We start from the raw sequence: 18,983 nt of genomic DNA, 5'->3' as shown, positions 1-18,983 counted from the left end.
TTGCATACAAAATGTATTAATTTTGCATAAAAGAAAAACGACCTATGAACGGTCGCTTGAGTAATTTGAGTGTAGGAATGAGACATAACAACCTAAGAAACACATCATTGCCATGTAGATAGCTCCTGGCCATTTCTCAACCCCTAATGTAACTGTAAATAGTAAAAAGATTAGAGCCCCCAACCCTAATGCTTTCACTAATTCCCTTAAATGTAATAACAAAAATATCCCTCCGAAAATTGCTTACTTTTATATTCTATACAATTCTAAATAGGTAGTAAACGTTATTTTTCAAACTTGAGCATAAAAAATAGGGCAAGCACAAACCAAAGTGCCTACCCTGAAATATAATATAGTATTGATTATGTAGTTTTTATCTAACAGACTTCAATAACTCTTAGGCGTTCATGCCACACCCAGCCGTTATTGCTTGAGCTATACACACGAGCCCAGCCGTCCAAGATTTCAAATATATAGAAATCGTCATAGCCTGCTGGATATGTTTCGTTTGTGAGGTTCCAGCTGTAGTTGCCTTTTTTGCCTGAACGTTTTGCAATAGTAGCGCCGTAGTAATCGAGTTTACCTCTAAACTTCGCCTTACGCCCCCACTTGATTGTAGCTGGTGGAATACCTCCAACTCTTAACTTGCTAGCTTGTTTCGCTTTCTCTTTTTGGCTAACTGCCTGCTTGTCAGGTTTGTCGTGCTTGCTGTCGCCACCTGCTGGCTTGTAAATCTCAGTAATACGCAAACGCTCATGCCACACATAACCGTCGTTGTCAGGACTATAGACACGAGCCCAGCCATCACGAATTTCATAGATATAGAAAACATCGCCCTGGCCGTACACTTCATTAGTCAACGTCATCACATTGTTGTGGTTAGGTCTGCAAACCGTAGCCCCTGCATTGTCTGCAACTGCTTTGAAATATGCTTGATTTGACCAGCTCAACTCTTTAGGTGGTACTGAGTTAAGTTTCAATGCTGAGCCTGAGCCTGTTTCTTTAGGTGCAACAGTGCCTATGTCAGCAAGGTCGACACTGTCGTCAGCAAAGTCAGGAACGATAAAGTGCGTTAAGCCTGAGTAGTCATCGACTCTTAGCATTGCTGGCGTGTTGGCGTTAGTGTCATAGTTCTGCTCAAGGATAGTAAATGTTTCTGTGCCTCCTGAGTTGTCCCACACTAAGCCTGTATGACCCCATTTCGAATATATGCCTGTTGTGTAAACTGCGATTGAGGTTACAGGAGGGATATAGTCAGTTGTGTTCTCGACTACTTTCCAGCCTTTTGGCATAACGTTGTTGATAAGGTCTTTCGCATTACCCCAAAATCGTACGCCGTTTGTAACATGGTGCACAAAATCAGTGATAACGTCGACACACTGATAAGCAAACTCGCCGTCAAAATCAATGTACTGACCTTTCATACTGTGCATGTACTCAATAGCCTCTTTAAGCTCAACATTGGATTGAGGCGATTTTGTAGGTTTCTCTGTTGTTGGTTCGCTCAATTCTTTTGAGGGCTCTTCTGAGCTATCTTTCACGCCACCTATGTATTTATTAACCAATTTATCTAAACTGCTTATGTTCCTGCTGTAGCCTGCATGTTCGAGCAAATTACCAGGGTCAACTTTTCCTGCTTGCAAGTCCTGATGTCCTGGCATTTCTGTCTTATGGTCAATCTTCCAATAGTCACAAAGGTATGCCAGCACTCGTGCCAAGTTATCGAGCGACTTCTTAGAGCGTGTCTTATCTGTGAAATAAGAGCCCTCAACACCGAATGCTACGTCGTTAGCGTCTGCACCGTACCAGGCGTTGTCCGTTGTTGCGTTGTAGAGCACGTGCCACGCTTTCTCAGTCACAGGAATACAAATGATTGCCTCTTTGTCATCAACAAAGATGTGAGCACTTGCAACAAGCGCCCAGCTGATATTGAATGAGTTTCTGTAATAGTCGACGTTGTCCTGCGCCGTAGTGTCTAAGTTACCCGTGTCATGTGCCACTGCAAATGCTGGCGTTCCTGATGTTAACTTTTGGCCACTGCGTCTTGTTCCGATAGGTAATAACTCGTAGCGTACAGGCACGCCATTCCATTTTTCTGTCATTACTTAACACTTCCCCCACCAATTTTAGTATTTTCTTTCGTTCTGCCGTCACGTTTTTTGAATGTTTCCCATAAGCCAGTGGCCATAAGTCCACTAATCAAACCAGCTAACAGTCGACCACCGAATGAGAGCTCTGTGACGATTTCAGGAATGAAAACAGTGACGCCTCCAATAACTACACCGATAAGCATAGATAGCGCAGGGATAACTGTCTTAGGAACACCCTTAATTCTTTTTATTGCCTCTGTTATTGCTATTGTTAAAACTGAGATTACCCCAGCAAATGCGATTATCTGTTCCAAAATTTGCCTCCTAAATGTAATTAAAATAAAAAGGCCACTGCCTGACAGGCAATGACCCTAAGCTCGGCTAACACCCTACGCCGAACCACATGCAAGTTAAGAATGAACCTGCAAAAGTAACTAATTTAAATGTCTTAGATTTCATCATGATAAGCACCTCCTTTCAAAGAGTCGCTATGCCTATCACACAAACATTTGAATAACTGCAATCACAAAAGAGCCAATGAGAGGCACAGCAATACCAATGACCCATCGGCGCTGTGATTTAATCTCTTTTCGGCTCTCGTCTCTCTCTTTTTTATGAGCTGTAAGTTCATCATTGAAACGCTCAAGTGTTAAAGTGATTTCTTTGTTAACAACTTTCTGCTCGAACTGCCCCTCTTTGACCACGTCTAGTGAGTTTCTGACATTGTCTGAACTCTCTTTTTGAGATTGAAAATTGCTGTCTATTTTTTGGTCAATACGGGTGAAATAATCCTCGATTTTTTGGTCGAGTTTTCTGTCTTGATTTCTCAAATCTGTTATTTCACTGTCTTTAATACGTTTCAGCTCAGTTTCTACATTTGTGAGCCGTGAGTCTATACTATCCATTTGGCACACCCCTCAATTACTCATCGTCATGTTCTAACTGTGATTTGTATGCCTCTAATTCTTTAGTAGTTTCTACTAGCTGAATGTGTAAGTTGATAGATTTTTGCATTTCTTCCTGCAATCTCGCCATTAATACTTGTTCACTGATACTGTTATTGTTTTGTCCCATTTTCCAATGCCTCCAGTTTTTCGTTTAGTTGTTGAATTGCTCTAAATGAGTGGGCAATCATGTCATACAAATTAACCCCGTCGCCATCAATAAAGTTTCCAGGCGTGTTGTAACTGTCGCCTATAACTAACCCATAATGCTTTTTATCATCATCATTATTTTTATATTTAAATGTGTATAGGTCTGTTTCTTTAGAGATTACTGACAATGCGTCATCTTCCCATTGATTGATGTTTTCTTTGTATCTTTCAAGTGATTTGTTATTAAAACCTGAGGCCTGAACTTCTTTATACATAGGGTTCCCATTGTTATAACCGTTCATATCAGTAACTCTCAAAGCACCGTTTACACAAGCATATAAATTTGTGTTTTTTGTCAGCCAGTCGCCCTGAAAACCTGCACCGTAAAAGTACCCTGAGCCTATGTCGCCGTTGTCGTTAGTGGCGTACACAACAGGTAGCTGTTTGGAAAATCTTATGCCTGAGCCCATTTTTGTACCTGAGCCCGTGAGATTTCCATACAATAAAGCCCCGTCAGTTTCTAATGCGCTGGGGTTATCTTTAACATAGAATTGAAACTCATTTACCCCCATTCGAGTATTTGAAAATGGCCTCATATAAACTGAATATTTGTTACTGCCTATGTTTACAGTGTCATCGGCCTCTATGACCATTCTGTTAGAGTCAGACCTTAGAGCGACAACGCCAAGTCCTGATTGTAAGGTCACACCCCTTGCGTCGCCCCCATATGTGTAGTCGAAAAATTCTAAGGTACCTGACGCCTCTCGAGGGTTTCCGTCCAGGTAAGTTGAAATTCCGAAATCAGAGACGTAGACAGAACGGTCATTGTCATTGTTCCTAAATCTTAAATGGCCATCTTTAAATCTTGTGAAAACATTATTTGTTGATACACCACTTTGCCAAGTACGCTTATAAGTTCCGTACAGCGTCATTTCATCATTTTTCATGGTTATATATTTGTCGCCATCGCCTCCGACAACATTGACAAGGTTTGCGTCTAGCGTACCACCCCTTATGTAATCAGCATTTAATGAGCCTGTTGTAATCAAACTAGCGTTTATGGCTCCACGAGTGATAGCGTTGTGGAACGTTTCGCCTCCATCTTTACTGACACCCAATCCACTTGAATTTAAGAGTGTCACATAGTTAGGATTGCTTTTATCTACAGCAACAATGCCCTGCTCACTGAAAGTCAGCTCGCTCGATGTTTTCTGTAGCATTTCAGTCGCCTCATTGATTGCTCTAGGTAAAACTGATTGACGTATTTTAGTACGCCCAGCAATCAGGTCGTTCATGTTTGAAATCGCACCTGCTTGACTTTGTCTGTATCTGATTTCACGTTTAGGGTCGCCGACAACAATTGATTGCTTAGTAACAATGTGATGTGCGTCTCTTGTTGTTTTAATCTCGTGTATTCTTAGCAACCTGTTGAAATTAATTGTGTCGTCAATGACAGGTATCTCATCGCCAATTTTAGGTTGAGCAAATGGGTAGTTTTGGCCAAGCGCTACGAAATCAAGTTCGATTGACAATTTAGCTGACTGCTCGACTAAGTCCTCGAGTTGCTTATCAAGAGTCGCTCTCTTAGTAATACGACCATCTGTGATAGGTGGCGCCTCTCTGATACCGAATAACTCAATCATAGGACTTTCAGCATTTTCAGGATATTCACGAGTTAGGTTGGCCTCGTGCATGTTGTCCTCGCCCTCATAATCGCCATAACCTCGTGCATATGTATAAAAATTAGTTGCGTCCTCTTCAAAGCTGATGTCGTTTGCGTTCAGCCTTTTAGAAACATAGTAAGCTGGACGGCGTGAAATACGCTCGCCCAACTTGAAAGTTTTTGAGGCTGGCTCATATTGGAACTCAAAACCGTAACGCTCTAAGCCTTTCAGGAACATGTCAAACTTAGATTGTCCGTCGCCTGCATTTTCCCACTCTTTAGCGTATGCGTCATCGAGCATAGTGTAGCTGTACGGTGTGCCGTTAAATATTGTACTGAAATAATCTACTGCTGTGCGACTGCCTGTGATGTTCTCATACACTCTATGAGTTTCTAAATAGTCGAATTGCTCCTCTTTCGCTGTAACCTCAATTATCTGCTTATCTTTTAAGGCCTTACGTTTTGCAAGCACAACAACATACACCATTTTGTCGTCATTACCTGTCACATTTTCAACTTGCCACAGTTTAGATATATCATTGATAAAGTTCTCTGTTTGCCTGTTCTCGATAACATTGAATGTCAGCATACCGTCGCCATTCATTCTCACAGTGTGGTTGGTTACAGTCTCGACAGGGTAGGCGTTCCCTTTTAGGTCTTTAAGTATTAAAGCCATTTAATGCACCCCTCACATTTCATTAGTAGGTTCTTTGTAATCAGGATTAATTTCAAATTCTCCCTTTTTATACAAAAAATATTTAGGGGAAAAGACGTCGACAAAGTTTGCTGGCGCTTTCTCATAGGAAACGCCTATTTGTCCTGAAATCCCCCCTATAATTGCATAACCGACAACTTCGTCTTTATCATTTAAAGTTAATTTTAATTCATCATTTCTGTTTTCATCTTCGTTTTGAAACTCCATTACATAACCCCCGTAACTCTAATTATTTCAGGCATATAATCTTTTCCCGTCGCTGTGTCAGACTCAACACGTACACTCGTCTCTATATTCACATGAGATGGATTATTTGAGTCGACTCTCATGCTTGTTTCAATCAACGTCGCCCCATTACCTGTGTTGCCTAAGTTGAACACTCTCATAACATAATAACCTCTCTGAAATCGGCCAAATGCTGAGTCAGCACCTCCTATATGATTTAAGTCAAATATTAAATAACTATACTTTCTAGGGTCGTCTTTTAGCGTCAGTTGAGAGCTCGAGTCCGAAAAACTACCGTCAAATAATTCTATCTCAGTGCCACCTACAGGCTCCCACTCATTCCACTCGTTATAGTATATCTTTACAAACTCTTGATTTGAGTTGTAAGGTCTGAACCTAATATGTTTTAAATTATCATAATCACTACGAATAGAAACCTCTGTAAAGCCAGCTGTTGAAGTCACAGGCAAGTCTATTGGTGTACTTGTCGTATAGTGAAAACCAGGCTCTAAGGCGTGTAGCTTATCATAATCCTCGGCCAATGAAATTGTTCTATAAGCGCCCTCGTCTGTAGTAAGTTTATATTTCTGCCAGTCGCTAGTGTCGACACTTTGAAAATCGTTGAGAGCGTCCAATGCGTCTTGCTTAGCGTTCTCAACTTCAACAAGTGTCGTATCTCGATTGCTGGTAAGTTGCTCTAAGTAATCATTGAACATTGTTGTAAGTTCTGACGTTTTACCTTTCAGCGCCTCTGTAGTTTCGCCTATTTGGCTCTCAGCCTCTTGCTGTGCTTTGTTAACTGAGTCTATAGCCGTTTGCTTAGTATTTTCTATATTGCTCTCAGATTGGTTCTGTGTGCTTTCTATAGAGCCTATTGCTGAGTCTTTTGTAGATTGCACCTCTTGAGTGATACTTTGTATTTTAGCCTCATAGGTTGAGACGATTTCTGCTAACTCTTTTTTGAACGGCTCGAACGGGTCGAGGTCAATCTCGTTGAACGGTTGCCATTCATCATGAACGTACGCATAAACTTTTTGCTCATCTATAACAGTGATAAGAGATTTGTCCTCAGCTGTTGCTGGGAGCTGGTCAGATGTTTGAACAGGCTCGAGCATTTTCATTGTGTTAGCGCCTTTGATTTCTTCCCACATGTTCTCACTAAGTCGCTTATCAGTTGTTTGTATCTCGTTGTATAGCTCCTTGTAGTTTTGGTTGTGGTTATTCATGTTATTAAGGTCTAAAGGCGTAGTGATTTCTTTTCTTGCCATACTGAAATGACCTCCTAATAATAGTAGTACCTACATTCGATTTGAGCCTCTATGTTGTAGTTGCTATCGAATAGTAAGTCGTTTCTGCCTGCACGCATAACAGGTATGCCGTAGTTTGTACTGTTTAAGATACTAAGGCCGTTTTTAAAGTAACTGCTAGACTCGTATGTGACTACGTCGCCTTTTTTGATGTTTGCGTCCTCTGTGTCAATTTCACACTGTGTGCCGTTAAAGCCAAACTTGATTTTGCCTGATGGCTCACTGTTAAATTTCAACCTGATAACTAAGTGCGGTTGAATTGGTCTATAGGAACGTTGCCGAAGTTGTATACTTCATGCTCTTTTTGCTCTTTGATATCGAATGTATACTGCCATGTGTCAGAGTCTCGTGAGAGCCCCATGCCATATGACCAAATAGGATTGCTTGTACTGTTCAATCCATCACGCTCAAGGTCGAGAGAAGTTCCAACACTTTCAGCGAACGGCAACTCTGTTGTTGTGAATGTCATTGAGCCTGTACCTTTAAGGCCTTTTTGCTCTAACTCTTCACAAGCACTAAGTTGCACAAAATAACGTTTGCCTGTAGATATTTCATTGTCGCCTTGTGGACTGTCAAAAACAGTGTCATATCCGTATTGATCAACCGACAATGCTGTATCATTGAATGACGTGTCTTTAAATTCATATTGTTGTCTTTGAGGTCTGCGCATTTCCTGCACATAGAATGGCTGGTCATCATAAACCAGCTCTGAGATTAAATCTCTATACAACGGATAGGACGCCAATGTTTCAGCAACAAAAACAAAAGGAACGCTTATTGTGCGCTCCTTGAATGTTATGCCTGCGTCAAATGTTCCGTGCAAGCCTTTGATGTCTCTTTTCTCGTGCTCTACCTCAATAGGACTTATGACAACGTCTTTCACAGTAACGCCGTATTGCCCCAGCGTGTAGCTGGTGCCATCTAGCTTAGTGATTTTTAAGTCCATTTGTTAAGCCTCCTAGAATGAAAGTACCTCGCCATCACGAGCGTTAACGCCATTTACTTTAGCTGTTAGCACTTCGTCATCTGTGTCGAGTTGTATATGTAATGTAGTCTTGCTAGGTTCGGCCTTGAAAGTGCTTGTGTGGTTAGCTTGCACTTGGCCTCTAGTTGAAAGGTTGCTCAACTCTCGGTTGATACCTTGCACCATAGGCTTAGCTTGCAAGTCAGGACTGAACCCACTTGTCATAGCTTGTGCAATTCTTCCTGTGTCACGTACAACTTTCTTACCTCGGTCATTAAGTCCGATTTGCATACCTTGCATAGTGTACTGACCGATTTCTTTGAACACTTTCGACGGCGAGTGAATACCTAGTAATGATTTAGCACCATTAACGGCACTAGATACAACGCCTTTAGCAGCGCTCACTAATGAGCCAGCCATCTGTTTAATACCGTTTATCATACCTCTGATTAAGTCTGCACCAGCTGACACCATCGCACCAACGAATGACTTCGCTGAGCTCACAGCATTTTGAACACCTGATGTTACTGCGCTGACAACACTGCTCATGCCCGATGTTACTGCGCTGATAATGCCACTCATTGCTGATGTGATTGCACTTAGTACATTGTTCCAGCCTGATGTTACTGTGCTGACAATAGATGATATGAACGAGCTTATTGTACTGACGATAGATGACCACACGCTCGATACGGTCGACGCAATTGAGCTTAAGATTGATGAAATCGTGCTCATTACGCTATTCCAACCTGATGACACTACACTAACAATAGTTGAAATGACTGAGCTTATCGTGCTAACAATTGATGACCACACGCTCGATACGGTCGACGCAATTGAGCTTAAGATTGATGAAATCGTGCTCATTACGCTATTCCAACCTGACGACACTACGCTAACAATATTCGAGATTATTGAGCTTATTGTGCTGACGATTGACGACCAAATGCTCGATACGATTGACGCAACCGTTCCAAAAATTGATGATGTAGTGCTAGAAATCGTTGACCATGCTGAGCTCACTGCACTGACGATACTTGAAACGATTGAGCTTATCGTGCTGACAAGGGAACCCCAAATTGAGGACGCTATGCCGACCAATCCTGACCACATAGAGCTCGCTGTGCTAGTGATTGCTGACCAAATAGAGCTAAGTACGCCTACCAATCCTTGAACTACGGACTGTATCGCTGTAACAATGGCCTGCCATATGCTAGAGGCTATGCCCTGCAATGCTGACCATGCTGTCGAGGCGTTTTGAGTAATGCTGTTCCATAAATTAGAAAGCCAATCTCTTAAAATACCGAATATGTTCTGCGCCATAGTGACGATGGCCTGCCAAATAGCTTGGCCAGCTGATTTGATAGTTTCCCATGCACCCTGCCAGTCTCCTGAAAGAGCTTGAAGTAATGCCGTTATAGTGCTAACGATTACCTCCATCGCAACTGTAATGACCATTTTAATGATTTCCCACACAACCTGCGTCGTGGCCTTAATGGTGTTCCAGGCCTGTTGCACGATTGGTGCGATTAGGTTTACTGCCGTCTCTACTACAGCAACAATTTGGTTCCAAGTATTAACGAATATAGGAACTAAAGGCGCTACAATTTCTTGTATTCTTGAAATCAATTGAGAAACGAACTGCACAATAGCCTGAACTGCTTGTATAACAGCTTGCTTAATAGCCTCCCACGCTTGAGTCATTTGAGCTCTTAACTGCTCTGAGCTTGCCATTAACGCTACAAATATTCCTATCACTGCTGTTACTACGCCGATAATTGCCCAAACAGGCGCTGTGATTGCCCCAAAGGCTGTTGCCAACGCTGATAATGCACTAATAACCATAGTTCCTACCGATGTAAAGCCAAAGAATTGAGCTATCAACGGTAATATACCACTTGTGACTGCAAGTATTGCTGGGATTACAGCCATAAACGCACCTGCTAAAGTGGCCAACACACCAAGTAAAGCACCAATGATAGGGTGCGCTTGTGTTAAATTAGCAAGCCACTCAGTAAAAGCGTCTGCTACTCTGAGGACAGCTGAGGCAAGAGGTGCCATGCCTACTGCCATGTTGATAATAACGTCTATGATATTTCCTATTAGACTAAGAAGTATCGGGCCATTTTTTTGAACGTAATCAACAAATTGCTGGAACCCGTCTGACTCTGCGATTGTAGAACTCCACTGCTCGAAACGGTTAGCCATTTGAGCTAGTGACTCGAAAATAAGTTGCGAGTTAGGCGCAAATGCTTTCATCAAGTTAAATATTCCCTTGAATGTTGAGCCGAATATCTCTCTAATCAATGGCAGGTTTGTTTTAACATAGTTAGTAAAGTCCTGAATGGCTGTACTGCCCTCAACACTGTTTGCCCATTGATTGAATGATTTGCCCATATTCTCAAAGCCTTTTGACACCCACTCAGTAAGTGGCGCAAGTTCGGTAATCAAAGCAACAAAGCCTGAACCGAAGTTACCTAGTGCGCTAAGCATATTATTAAAAATCTTAACGCCTGTAGAGCCCATCATGTCGAAAAATCTAGTTGCTGTTTGTGATTCTTTCGCCCATCTCAATGTAGCCTGGCTGGCTTTTTCCATGCCTTGAGCCACACCATCTAAGAATGGAGTTAATCCTTGCAGGGCAACTTTTGCCGTGTTCACTGCATTTGCAAGTGTCGTAAATATCTCAGATTGGTTCTGAGCAACTACACCTTGCCATGCTGATTTAAGGCTGTCGACTGCTGAGCGATACTCTTCAACTTCTTGAGTAACTGCCAGCGTGCCATCTTCGACCATTTGTAATGCACTCATGGCCATAGCACCAAACCCGACAACGCCAGCACCTGCTGTTGCAAATGCACCAACAAGTCCAACTGCTCCCCCAGCAACTACAGCAATTGCGTTAAGCACTGCCATCAAAGCAGGTACAAGAGAGGCGATTGCTGGTACTAACATCGTGATACTTGAAAACATTGTACCTTTGAACATGTTACTTGCTACTGTTCCAACTGTTCTGATACGAGTTGCTAAACTGTCGAGAGCACTACCGTAGTTATCAATTGCTCTTGAAACAGCTCTGACTGCATTGAGAGCGCCTCTTGAGTCAATGCTTAACCGTGTGCGATGTCTATTTGGTATAGAGCGTAGTATTGCTTTAAATCTTTCAATAGCCGAAATAGCTGACGAGCTGTCAACGTCTAGGCGTGACTTTGCTCTCATACGGCTGAATGACGCCATTTGCTTACGAGCGCTGACCATCTTACGTTGGAACTCTGAAATGTCGGCACCTATACGAGCGTCTTGAATATTCTTTGCTACTTGCTCGAAGTCTCTTGCGATAGCTTTAGCTCTTTGCATTTTGCTTGTAAATCTTGATGTGTCTGCGTCGACATTTGCCTCTGCGTCCGAGCCATCAAAACTATTTAGGCTCCTTTTAGCGCTGGCCATCTTAGTTTGAAACTCTGCTATGTTCGCACCGATACGAGCGTCCTGAACACTCTCTGCTTGACGTTTAAAGTCTGTCAGTGAACGACTTGCTGAGTTCAACTTACGATTGAAACTAGAGGCGTTCAAATCAAGGTCGGCGTCTGCCTCAGAGCCGTCAAAGTTGTTTAGCTCACTTTTGGCCTGTTTCATTTTAGCCATAAAGTCTTTTATGTTCGCACCAATGTCAGCGTCTCTAATACTCTCAGCAACACGTTTAAAGTTCTTTGCAACTTGTTCTGCTGACTTCATTTGCTTTTTAAACTTGGACGTATCTGCGTCTATCTCAGCACTGATTTTATATTCAGATTTAGCCACGATATACCCTCCAATCTATTTTTTATTATGGTTTTTGATTTGTTTTAAAACGTCTAGCGATGGTTTGTTTTTATCTGCCTTACTGTCAGGGTTCTCAAGTTCAATAGGCAAGCCTTTATTCAATCGCTTAACGTTTTTCTGATAATCTATCAAGTCATTGACTGAGCTGAGGATATACTCCTCTTTCTTGTTCTTACCGACGCCAACCTCACGTTTAGCCTCAACGTCTCTGATTGCAAACGCCAATTTGTATGTTTGATACTCTTCTTTGAGCAACTCATACTCTAAGGCGTACATGCGATAGTTGAACTCACGTAGAGTCATAGTGTCGATGTAGTCAATGTCGTAAATGCCTAACTCACTCATACACAGAACGACTACACGGTCATATGTGAGTGGGTCAGACTCTTCACTTACTTGCTTTGTTTCTTCGGTTTGTACTCGTCGGGTACTAGGTTTTGGGTTGTAGGTCTCTTTCCCAGTTCCTTGATGATTTTCTCGCCGAACTCTTCAAAGCCCTCATTTTCAGCAATCTCGTCAAGAATTTCGTCAAGGTCTGACTCTTTAGGTGCTTTCTTGTGATGTGCTGTAGTTGCAAGAATAACCTCGCCAATAGTGATTGGGTTTCCTTGAGCTAAGTTAGGAACTAAAAGCTGTAAGCCTTGTCCGATACTCATTTGTTCGATTTCCATGCCTAAACGTTTGTCGATGATAGATAATGCTTTAAAGCCGAATGATAAGTCGATAGTTTTGCCTTTGAATTGAATTTCCATAATAAAAATAACCTCGCTTGTATGTTTTAGTTAGTAATAAAAAAGAGAGGGCTTTGCGCCCTCATATGTAGTTAGACTGTTTCTGTAGTGTCCTCTGTAGAACCTGTGTCCTCAGTTGCTCCTGTGTCCTCAGTTGCTCCTGAGTCGTCTGTTTGCTCTTCACTTGCACCCTCGTCAGGTTGTGGGATATTCTCGTCAGGTGCGTCAGCAAGTCCGTCGTCTGCTGGGTCATCTGCTGTAGTGTCGTGGAAACCATAAGCCTGTTTGTTTTGTTCAACAATTTCAGGTAATGACGCCCAGCCTCTTTGTTTCTTAGCGTAAACGCCGAACTCAGTCTCAAACTCTGCAATGGAGTCAGCCTCGTTGGTACGAGTGATTGAGTTGAAATGTCCTTGACGATACTCAGCCTTGTATTTGCCCTCATTCTCGCCTGTACCTTGAACACGCTTATTGATAACCCATAACTCATAAGGTACTGCGTCCTCTGTAGCGTCCTCGATTTCGTCGCTTAGCTCGTCGTCAACGTCCATATAAGACGTGATAGTTACTGTCGACTCACGAGTACCTCCTGAGCTAACTGAGCCGTCAACTGTAGCCTCGTTGTCCGTGTCTCGCTCTGTTTCACGTTCTAACTCTGTAATCCACATGATTTTGTCTGCCTCTGTAGCGTCGCCTAACTTACGGATTAACGCTAACTCGTCGGAACCTTGTTTAATTGCCATATATAAATGCCCTCCTGTTTTTCAACATAATAAAAGGCAAGCCCTAGACCAGGCCTGCCCTATGACGCTCTGTAAGTTGCGTCTATAACTGTATGCTGTAATACTTGGTTTGTTGTTGTGTCTGTTGCGTCTACTGTCTCTAAATTCTCGAGAGTCACTCTGTAGGACGGGAGCATTTCAACATTAAGTAGAGTTTCTTGTATCTGTATGTATACCCTGTCAGCGCTGGCAAGGTCGTCCTCCGTGCACCACAAGTGAGCTCTCACTGTTGGCGTACCTGAATAATTATCAATACTCATTACGCCGATACTGTCCTCGACGTCCTCAAGCACGATAAATGGATAGGGTAGCTCTTGATGTAACTCTTTCGTTCGTACAACGGGAACCCCCAGCGCTCTGAAAGATTTAAAAAGATAGTTAAATAACTCGAATTTTGCTGATTGTTTAGCCATTAGTTTTTGTCCCTCCTTAGTTGAGCAATCTCTCAAGGTCTGCGTTTACCTGAGCACCATATTGCTGGTAAATCTGTTTCATGAATGTTTCAGGCTCCATGTACCTGGTGCCGTACTCAAGAAAGCCTGAATAATGTGCGTTTGATGTGATAATGTAACTCATTTTTTCCTGCTTAGTATCTTCAATCATGCTGGCGAGATTGCCCGTCCAGTAACCTTTGACCATGACTTTACGAGCCTCCAGCACTGTATCTGCTCTAAACTCTTTAGCGTTTTCTTTCAGAATGTGGTCGACGTCGTCGTCAATGGTCTGTTGGTTTCTCTGTATTCTCTTAATGAGTTTGTTAACGCCTGTTATCCTCATTTAGTTAACCTCTTCAATATAGAAAACTGTGTCTCGTCTATATCTAACAGGCCTAACTATGAGGTATTTAACGCCATCTATATAGGCGTGCGTCACAGCCTCGTCAAAGCGATTGTTTAGTCTTATGATACTTATATCACGAGTAACCTCCCCGAACTCTACAGCTGTACGCTGAGGCGAGAGAGGCGACTTGTTGCAAGGAACTGAGTCGTAAATTTGCTGACCAGCATTTTCATACTTCCCAGTGTCAGGGTTGTATTGCTTTTGTCCCTCTTTAACAAGGGTAGCTCTATGTTCATATCTCAATAGAACTTGATACTCCCTTTTTTGCTGGAAGTAGACGGGAACTCGTCCTCGATGATTGATAGGTACTCGTCAAAGTCATTCTCTTGAAACTTTGTTGAGCGACCGTCAATGCTCTCGGAGCTCATACCCTCGGCGCCTATACGGTTGTAACGCTTAACTGCTACCTCTTCGACGACCCAATCAAGGGAACTAGGCACTGCCTCTACGTCTTTAGGGAACATGGATATTAAGCGTTTTTCCGTAACGTCGATTATCTTTTCAAGCTGGTCATCTTGCTTATTATCATTCAAACCTATAAGGAGCTTTACGCCGTCAATGTACGCCATATTACCCCTCCAATGCTTTTAATATTTCAGCTTTCGTATTGTCCTCAGTAACTTTGATGTCATGCGCCTCTGCTACTTCTAACAATTCAGCTTTCTTTGCATTGTCCGTCACGTCTACTGATATGTATTGCTCATTGTGAGCATTGTCTTTAAAAAACAGCTCCTTAAAGCGTTTAAGGGAACACTCGTAAATGTCCCCGATTGCATAACGCTTTTGAGTGTCTTTATCAATGAACGGTCGGACTACTTTGTATTGAACTTTCATACGATTGTAGCCTCCTATGTATTAGACTGTTTCTGCTGATTGGTCTGTAGAACCACCGTCAGCTTGCTCGCCTGTAATGTCTACAGCGATAACTGCGTCCACGTTTTCAGGGAACATTGAGATTGCTGACGCATATACAGTATCAGCTGTTAAACGTTGTGGTTGAATGTCATGAATGACACCTACAAAGCCTGTTTGGTCTGAGGCAAAGTTGAACGCTCTGCTCATTTCGCCTTGTGGGTTAGCGTAAGCAACGTTTAAGTTTTCAGCTGTAGTCATGTATACAGTGCCTTGTGGTACGTCTGCGAACTCGATTACTTGCACACCTACATATGGTGTCAATAAGTTTAAACCGAATTGAGAACCGTTTGAGTTGATAAAACCATCTGCTAAGTGGCCTGCTACGTCGTTAGGGTTAACTAATGCGATTGGCGTCACTTCATCATCAAGTAATACTGATAAGTTAGCACGGCCACGAGATAACGCACCTTGTAAATTCTTACCTGATAACGCCTCAGTGTTTGTACGGTCTGCGTTGTTCACAGCGTCCTCAATAGAGTTAAAGAAGTCAGTTCTGAATTTCTTCTGCACATAGCGAATAAGCTCTGCGTCTGTACGGTTGATTGCTAAGTCATAACCGTGTGACTGAATAGCCTCAGCTGATGTTGACTTACGGAACTTACGGAACTCAAGCTCTGTGATGTTAACAAGTTCACGTTCAACTTTAGTTAACGGAATGATTTCGCCCTCTTCAACATTGCCGTTAGGAGCCTCTGACTCTACTACATTGAAACGATATTGTTTTAATGCTGAACCAACGTTCATTGGAATTTTGTTTGTGATACTTAATGCCTTAAATAATTTGTTTAAGCGCTCGCCCATTTTGTTTGCGAAGTCAATCGACTTTGCCTCGCCTAATGCCTCTACATCAATTAAGTTATTTTCTACTGCCATTATGTAAAACCTCCGATAGTTTATTTAGAATAAGTGTCTGTTTTGAGCGATTGCTCTTTGTCGCTGTGAGTCGTCTTGAATGTTCATGATATCCTCACGACTCAATGAGCCTGTAGCTTGAAAGCTCTTAGGCGTGCCCTGTGTCAGCTTAGCTTGAACCTGCTCTTTAACCATTCTGTTAAGTACATCTGTAAAAGCCTTAACGTTCTCGCTTGTTTGGTCGGCTGTGTCAGCTGTAACAATCTCAAGCAACTCGTCATCTGCTCCAATGTCTTTTTCCTTGAGCATGTCCTTAGCTGTCTGTTTCATTTCGTTGCGTGCCTCTTTAGCCTTGTAAGCGTCCAGCTCTTTTTGCATTTGCTCTCGCTCATACTCAGCCTTTTGGTCTTTGTTCATTTTCGCCAACTTCTCAGCCTCTTTGACTGCGTCCTCTTTGTTTTTCTTCTCACGTGCTAAACGTTCTTTAAGAATTTGGTCAACCTCTTCTTGTGTGAACGTCTTTTCGCCTTGCTGGTCGTCCTTGCCCTCAAGGTTTTCGTCTGTTTGGTTATCTGTGTCAGGTTCGCCCTGAGGATTGTCGCCTTGCTCAGCGAAGTGCTGTAAGTTTAATCTTAGTTTTTTACTCATATGTATTTGCCTCCATTTATAGCCCGTCGGCTCTGATTTCCATACATGCTTTTTACGCCATCAGCACGTTTTGGGCATAATAAAAAGCCACCTCCCAGCAATAGGGAAGTAGCTTATATAAAGTCTTTAGGGTCTAACTCTCTTGTGCTTTTTGGTTTCTCTGCATTGCCCTCAGCTCTGTTGGCTGGGTGCGTGTTGTTTAGCTTGATAAGCTCTTTGTGTATGCCGTGTAGGCTCTGTGCTATCAGTTTCAAATAGCCTATGCCTTGTCCGTTCATGATAGCTCGTCCTCCTCATTGGCGTGTTCCCCGAAGTCCTTACCATCTGCAATACGTTCATTGATAGCACTGACTTGCTCTGCTGGTGTCATGCCTCTTAAAAACATCATAGGTGGCAACTCGCCGAACTTATCCTTGTAATCTTTTTTTGCTTGTTCTAGCTCTTCCATTTACAGCCCCAACCTTTCAACAATTGTTTTAATCATTTGAATATAGAGAGCGTACGATTTAGGTAATTCTTTTTCATATATTTCCCTCTTGTTTTCGTCCATAAACGCCTCTGACATTTCTGCAAAGGCCTCGAGGTTCGCTTGTAGAGGTGTTTTGTATGCTGGGTGTTTCTTCCAGTAAGATTTACCGTGACCGTATTCAATATTGAATATGCCATTTGTCGCTGCCTCAATCATGTCTGACAAACCACTTGAATGTCCTACATGATACTGTTCTCTGAGCTTTCTGACCATGACTGTACGGCCATTATTTAAACGTGGCTTATAAGCATGGTTCCAGGTCTCAGTGTCGCCGTTCTTGTGTGCGTCTTTAAGCACTTTGAGCTCTGCTTTTGCCTTAGCGTCTAGCTCTTTTTTGATTACCTCTGCTAGCGTCTCAACGTTCCCTTTTTCATCTGCCTCATAGTTGGTAGGGTCTGCTGAGAAAGCACCACTCAACAAGTTCTTAGAGCCTTTCAGGTCTCTGATAACTGCGTGGTCAATCATATGTGAGAACTCGTGAATTACTGTGCTGTAGTTGTCATCGCCCTCACGTTTATTGTTGCCTATACCGATTACATCACGCTCAGCTAGGTTGTCCGTACTCATTACAACCTTTTCACTCATTGGGTTGAAGTGGGCACCTTTGCGTCCATTAGGTCGCTCGATAACCATATCATCTGCGAAGTGGTTCCATATTTTGCGATACTCTTGAGCACCGTCAGCGTTCATATTAATATCTAGCTTGCGTTTAAGCTCTGCTGTTTGCTCTTCGCCTAATGCGTCTGATAGGTTGTCGTTGAACTTGTGCTCGTCAGGCTCGTTGTCCTCTTCGTCCCAATCCATGCCTAAGTCGATAACGTCGTCCTTTTCGTCCTCATCGTCTATGAGCTCGAAGTCATCAAGGTTATAGCGTCCCTCACGTTCTTTGAAGAACTCGTCACGCCAATTTGTCTTAGCTGGTATCGTTGTCGACCTGCAATGAGCGTGTAGTGGTGGAACGTTCACACCGACCACAATGTCTTTTACTTTTATTCTGTCGCCGTTGTGGTGCCTGCACTCGTCTGAGGTTCTCTCATCTAGCTTAGCAACGAACTCGATTTCAGAGTCGCCGTCCATCGTAGCTTGATAGTGTAGCTTTTGAGCCTCTGACTGAACTCTTGACGTTTCAGTGATAAGCAATCGCTTAGCGTCTGAGGTAGATACGCCCATTTTCTTTTTAAGTTCAGGAACAAACTCGTTGGGGTGTCGACCTCGTAGCAATGAGTTCTGCACGGTCTTGAGCACCTGCTTGCGTGTCTCGTCCATGTTGCCCCAAAGTCTCTCGCTCCACGTTTGCCCGTAGAAATCAGAGTTTACAATCGCTCTGACATGGTTCGGCTTTATCCTCACTGATTGGCCTAAGATACCTGATTGCCTTTCGACTTCTCTGTCTACTGACTCAGTCAGGTATTTCTCAAGCTCAACCTCTGTGAGGGCTGTGCCATTGGCCATGATTACTGATAGCTGTTGCAAGAGCATACGCTCTCTGCTGACATACATTTTAGTGTTGTATTGTCTCAGCTCAGCATTGGCTTTCTCGCTGAAATCTTTATTCTTAACGTATTGAGCGACTCTGTCCTCGAACTCTCTGATATCAGTCTTTTGTATTTTCTTCTTAGCCTCGTCGACTGTTATGCCCTCAGCATTTGCATACTTAGCATAAAAGCTGTATATCTCATTGGCTAAGTGGCTCATTGTCGAGCTGGTAATCTTGCGAACTTCTTCGATAACCTCGTCATCTTTTTTAGCCTCAATGGCCATTATTCGCTCTGCTCTCTCACGCCAATACTTTTTACTTTCTGTCAT

General features: G+C 42.7%; 21 protein-coding genes. All 21 read right to left on the bottom strand.

Annotated elements, in window-relative coordinates; genetic code table 11:
• Window positions 1–377: 377 nt before the first annotated feature.
• Window positions 378–2,102, bottom strand: a complete 1,725-nt coding sequence (locus tag AAA453_RS03375) for an N-acetylmuramoyl-L-alanine amidase (protein ID WP_427706278.1) — start codon at window positions 2,100–2,102, stop codon at window positions 378–380.
• Complete coding sequence (locus AAA453_RS03370; protein ID WP_081225142.1) at window positions 2,102–2,404, bottom strand: holin; 303 nt, start codon at window positions 2,402–2,404, stop codon at window positions 2,102–2,104. Before AAA453_RS03370 ends, AAA453_RS03375 begins: the two co-directional genes overlap by 1 nt.
• Window positions 2,405–2,587: 183 nt before the next feature.
• On the bottom strand, window positions 2,588–2,995 hold the full coding sequence (locus tag AAA453_RS03365; RefSeq protein ID WP_427706276.1) for a DUF2951 family protein: 408 nt from the start codon (window positions 2,993–2,995) through the stop codon (window positions 2,588–2,590).
• 16 nt (window positions 2,996–3,011) lie between these two features.
• Window positions 3,012–3,164 carry a hypothetical protein gene (locus AAA453_RS03360; protein WP_155961215.1) on the bottom strand — a complete coding sequence of 51 codons (153 nt, stop codon included), beginning with the start codon at window positions 3,162–3,164 and terminating at the stop codon, window positions 3,012–3,014.
• Window positions 3,148–5,523, bottom strand: a complete 2,376-nt coding sequence (locus tag AAA453_RS03355) for a DUF7643 domain-containing protein (RefSeq protein WP_427706274.1) — start codon at window positions 5,521–5,523, stop codon at window positions 3,148–3,150. The genes AAA453_RS03360 and AAA453_RS03355 overlap by 17 nt, the downstream gene beginning before the upstream one ends.
• 12 nt (window positions 5,524–5,535) lie before the next feature.
• Window positions 5,536–5,769 (bottom strand): DUF2977 domain-containing protein, encoded by a 234-nt coding sequence (locus AAA453_RS03350; protein WP_081225145.1) that lies wholly within the window; start codon window positions 5,767–5,769, stop codon window positions 5,536–5,538.
• The gene (locus tag AAA453_RS03345) at window positions 5,769–7,055 is read right to left on the bottom strand and encodes a hypothetical protein (RefSeq protein ID WP_427706272.1); all 1,287 of its coding nucleotides are present in this window, start codon (window positions 7,053–7,055) and stop codon (window positions 5,769–5,771) included. The genes AAA453_RS03350 and AAA453_RS03345 overlap by 1 nt, the downstream gene beginning before the upstream one ends.
• A gap of 283 nt (window positions 7,056–7,338) precedes the next feature.
• Entirely contained in the window at window positions 7,339–7,977 is a 639-nt protein-coding gene (locus AAA453_RS03340; RefSeq protein WP_427706270.1) for a phage tail domain-containing protein, read from the bottom strand.
• Between the two features lie 75 nt (window positions 7,978–8,052).
• Entirely contained in the window at window positions 8,053–11,859 is a 3,807-nt protein-coding gene (locus AAA453_RS03335) for a phage tail protein (RefSeq protein ID WP_427706268.1), read from the bottom strand.
• A 15-nt stretch (window positions 11,860–11,874) separates the two neighbouring features.
• Window positions 11,875–12,156, bottom strand: a complete 282-nt coding sequence (locus tag AAA453_RS03330) for a hypothetical protein (protein WP_427706266.1) — start codon at window positions 12,154–12,156, stop codon at window positions 11,875–11,877.
• A gap of 116 nt (window positions 12,157–12,272) precedes the next feature.
• The gene (locus AAA453_RS03325; RefSeq protein WP_358246585.1) at window positions 12,273–12,632 is read right to left on the bottom strand and encodes a tail assembly chaperone; all 360 of its coding nucleotides are present in this window, start codon (window positions 12,630–12,632) and stop codon (window positions 12,273–12,275) included.
• 71 nt (window positions 12,633–12,703) lie between these two features.
• Window positions 12,704–13,354, bottom strand: coding sequence for a phage major tail protein, TP901-1 family (locus AAA453_RS03320; RefSeq protein WP_427706264.1), 651 nt, complete (start codon window positions 13,352–13,354; stop codon window positions 12,704–12,706).
• 59 nt (window positions 13,355–13,413) lie between these two features.
• Complete coding sequence (locus tag AAA453_RS03315; RefSeq protein ID WP_427706262.1) at window positions 13,414–13,842, bottom strand: hypothetical protein; 429 nt, start codon at window positions 13,840–13,842, stop codon at window positions 13,414–13,416.
• Window positions 13,823–14,170 (bottom strand): HK97-gp10 family putative phage morphogenesis protein, encoded by a 348-nt coding sequence (locus tag AAA453_RS03310; RefSeq protein ID WP_427706260.1) that lies wholly within the window; start codon window positions 14,168–14,170, stop codon window positions 13,823–13,825. The genes AAA453_RS03315 and AAA453_RS03310 overlap by 20 nt, the downstream gene beginning before the upstream one ends.
• Before the next feature lie 302 nt (window positions 14,171–14,472).
• Window positions 14,473–14,802 (bottom strand): phage head-tail connector protein, encoded by a 330-nt coding sequence (locus AAA453_RS03305; RefSeq protein ID WP_081225154.1) that lies wholly within the window; start codon window positions 14,800–14,802, stop codon window positions 14,473–14,475.
• 1 nt (window position 14,803) lies between these two features.
• Complete coding sequence (locus AAA453_RS03300) at window positions 14,804–15,067, bottom strand: hypothetical protein (RefSeq protein ID WP_081225155.1); 264 nt, start codon at window positions 15,065–15,067, stop codon at window positions 14,804–14,806.
• A 21-nt stretch (window positions 15,068–15,088) separates the two neighbouring features.
• Window positions 15,089–16,021, bottom strand: a complete 933-nt coding sequence (locus AAA453_RS03295) for a capsid protein (protein WP_427706258.1) — start codon at window positions 16,019–16,021, stop codon at window positions 15,089–15,091.
• A 24-nt stretch (window positions 16,022–16,045) separates the two neighbouring features.
• On the bottom strand, window positions 16,046–16,648 hold the full coding sequence (locus AAA453_RS03290) for a DUF4355 domain-containing protein (RefSeq protein ID WP_427706256.1): 603 nt from the start codon (window positions 16,646–16,648) through the stop codon (window positions 16,046–16,048).
• A 113-nt stretch (window positions 16,649–16,761) separates the two neighbouring features.
• Complete coding sequence (locus AAA453_RS03285) at window positions 16,762–16,926, bottom strand: hypothetical protein (RefSeq protein ID WP_192573695.1); 165 nt, start codon at window positions 16,924–16,926, stop codon at window positions 16,762–16,764.
• Window positions 16,923–17,096, bottom strand: coding sequence for a hypothetical protein (locus AAA453_RS03280; RefSeq protein ID WP_427706254.1), 174 nt, complete (start codon window positions 17,094–17,096; stop codon window positions 16,923–16,925). The genes AAA453_RS03285 and AAA453_RS03280 overlap by 4 nt, the downstream gene beginning before the upstream one ends.
• A complete protein-coding gene (locus tag AAA453_RS03275) occupies window positions 17,097–18,983 on the bottom strand; it encodes a minor capsid protein (RefSeq protein WP_427706252.1) in 1,887 nt (628 codons plus the stop codon).

Origin of the sequence: Staphylococcus parequorum (assembly GCF_039237145.1) — a bacterium.
Classification (GTDB): Bacteria; Bacillota; Bacilli; order Staphylococcales; family Staphylococcaceae; genus Staphylococcus; species Staphylococcus equorum_A.
The sequence above is the reverse complement of the archived record's forward strand: the minus strand, read 5'-3'. Positions and strand labels throughout refer to the sequence as shown.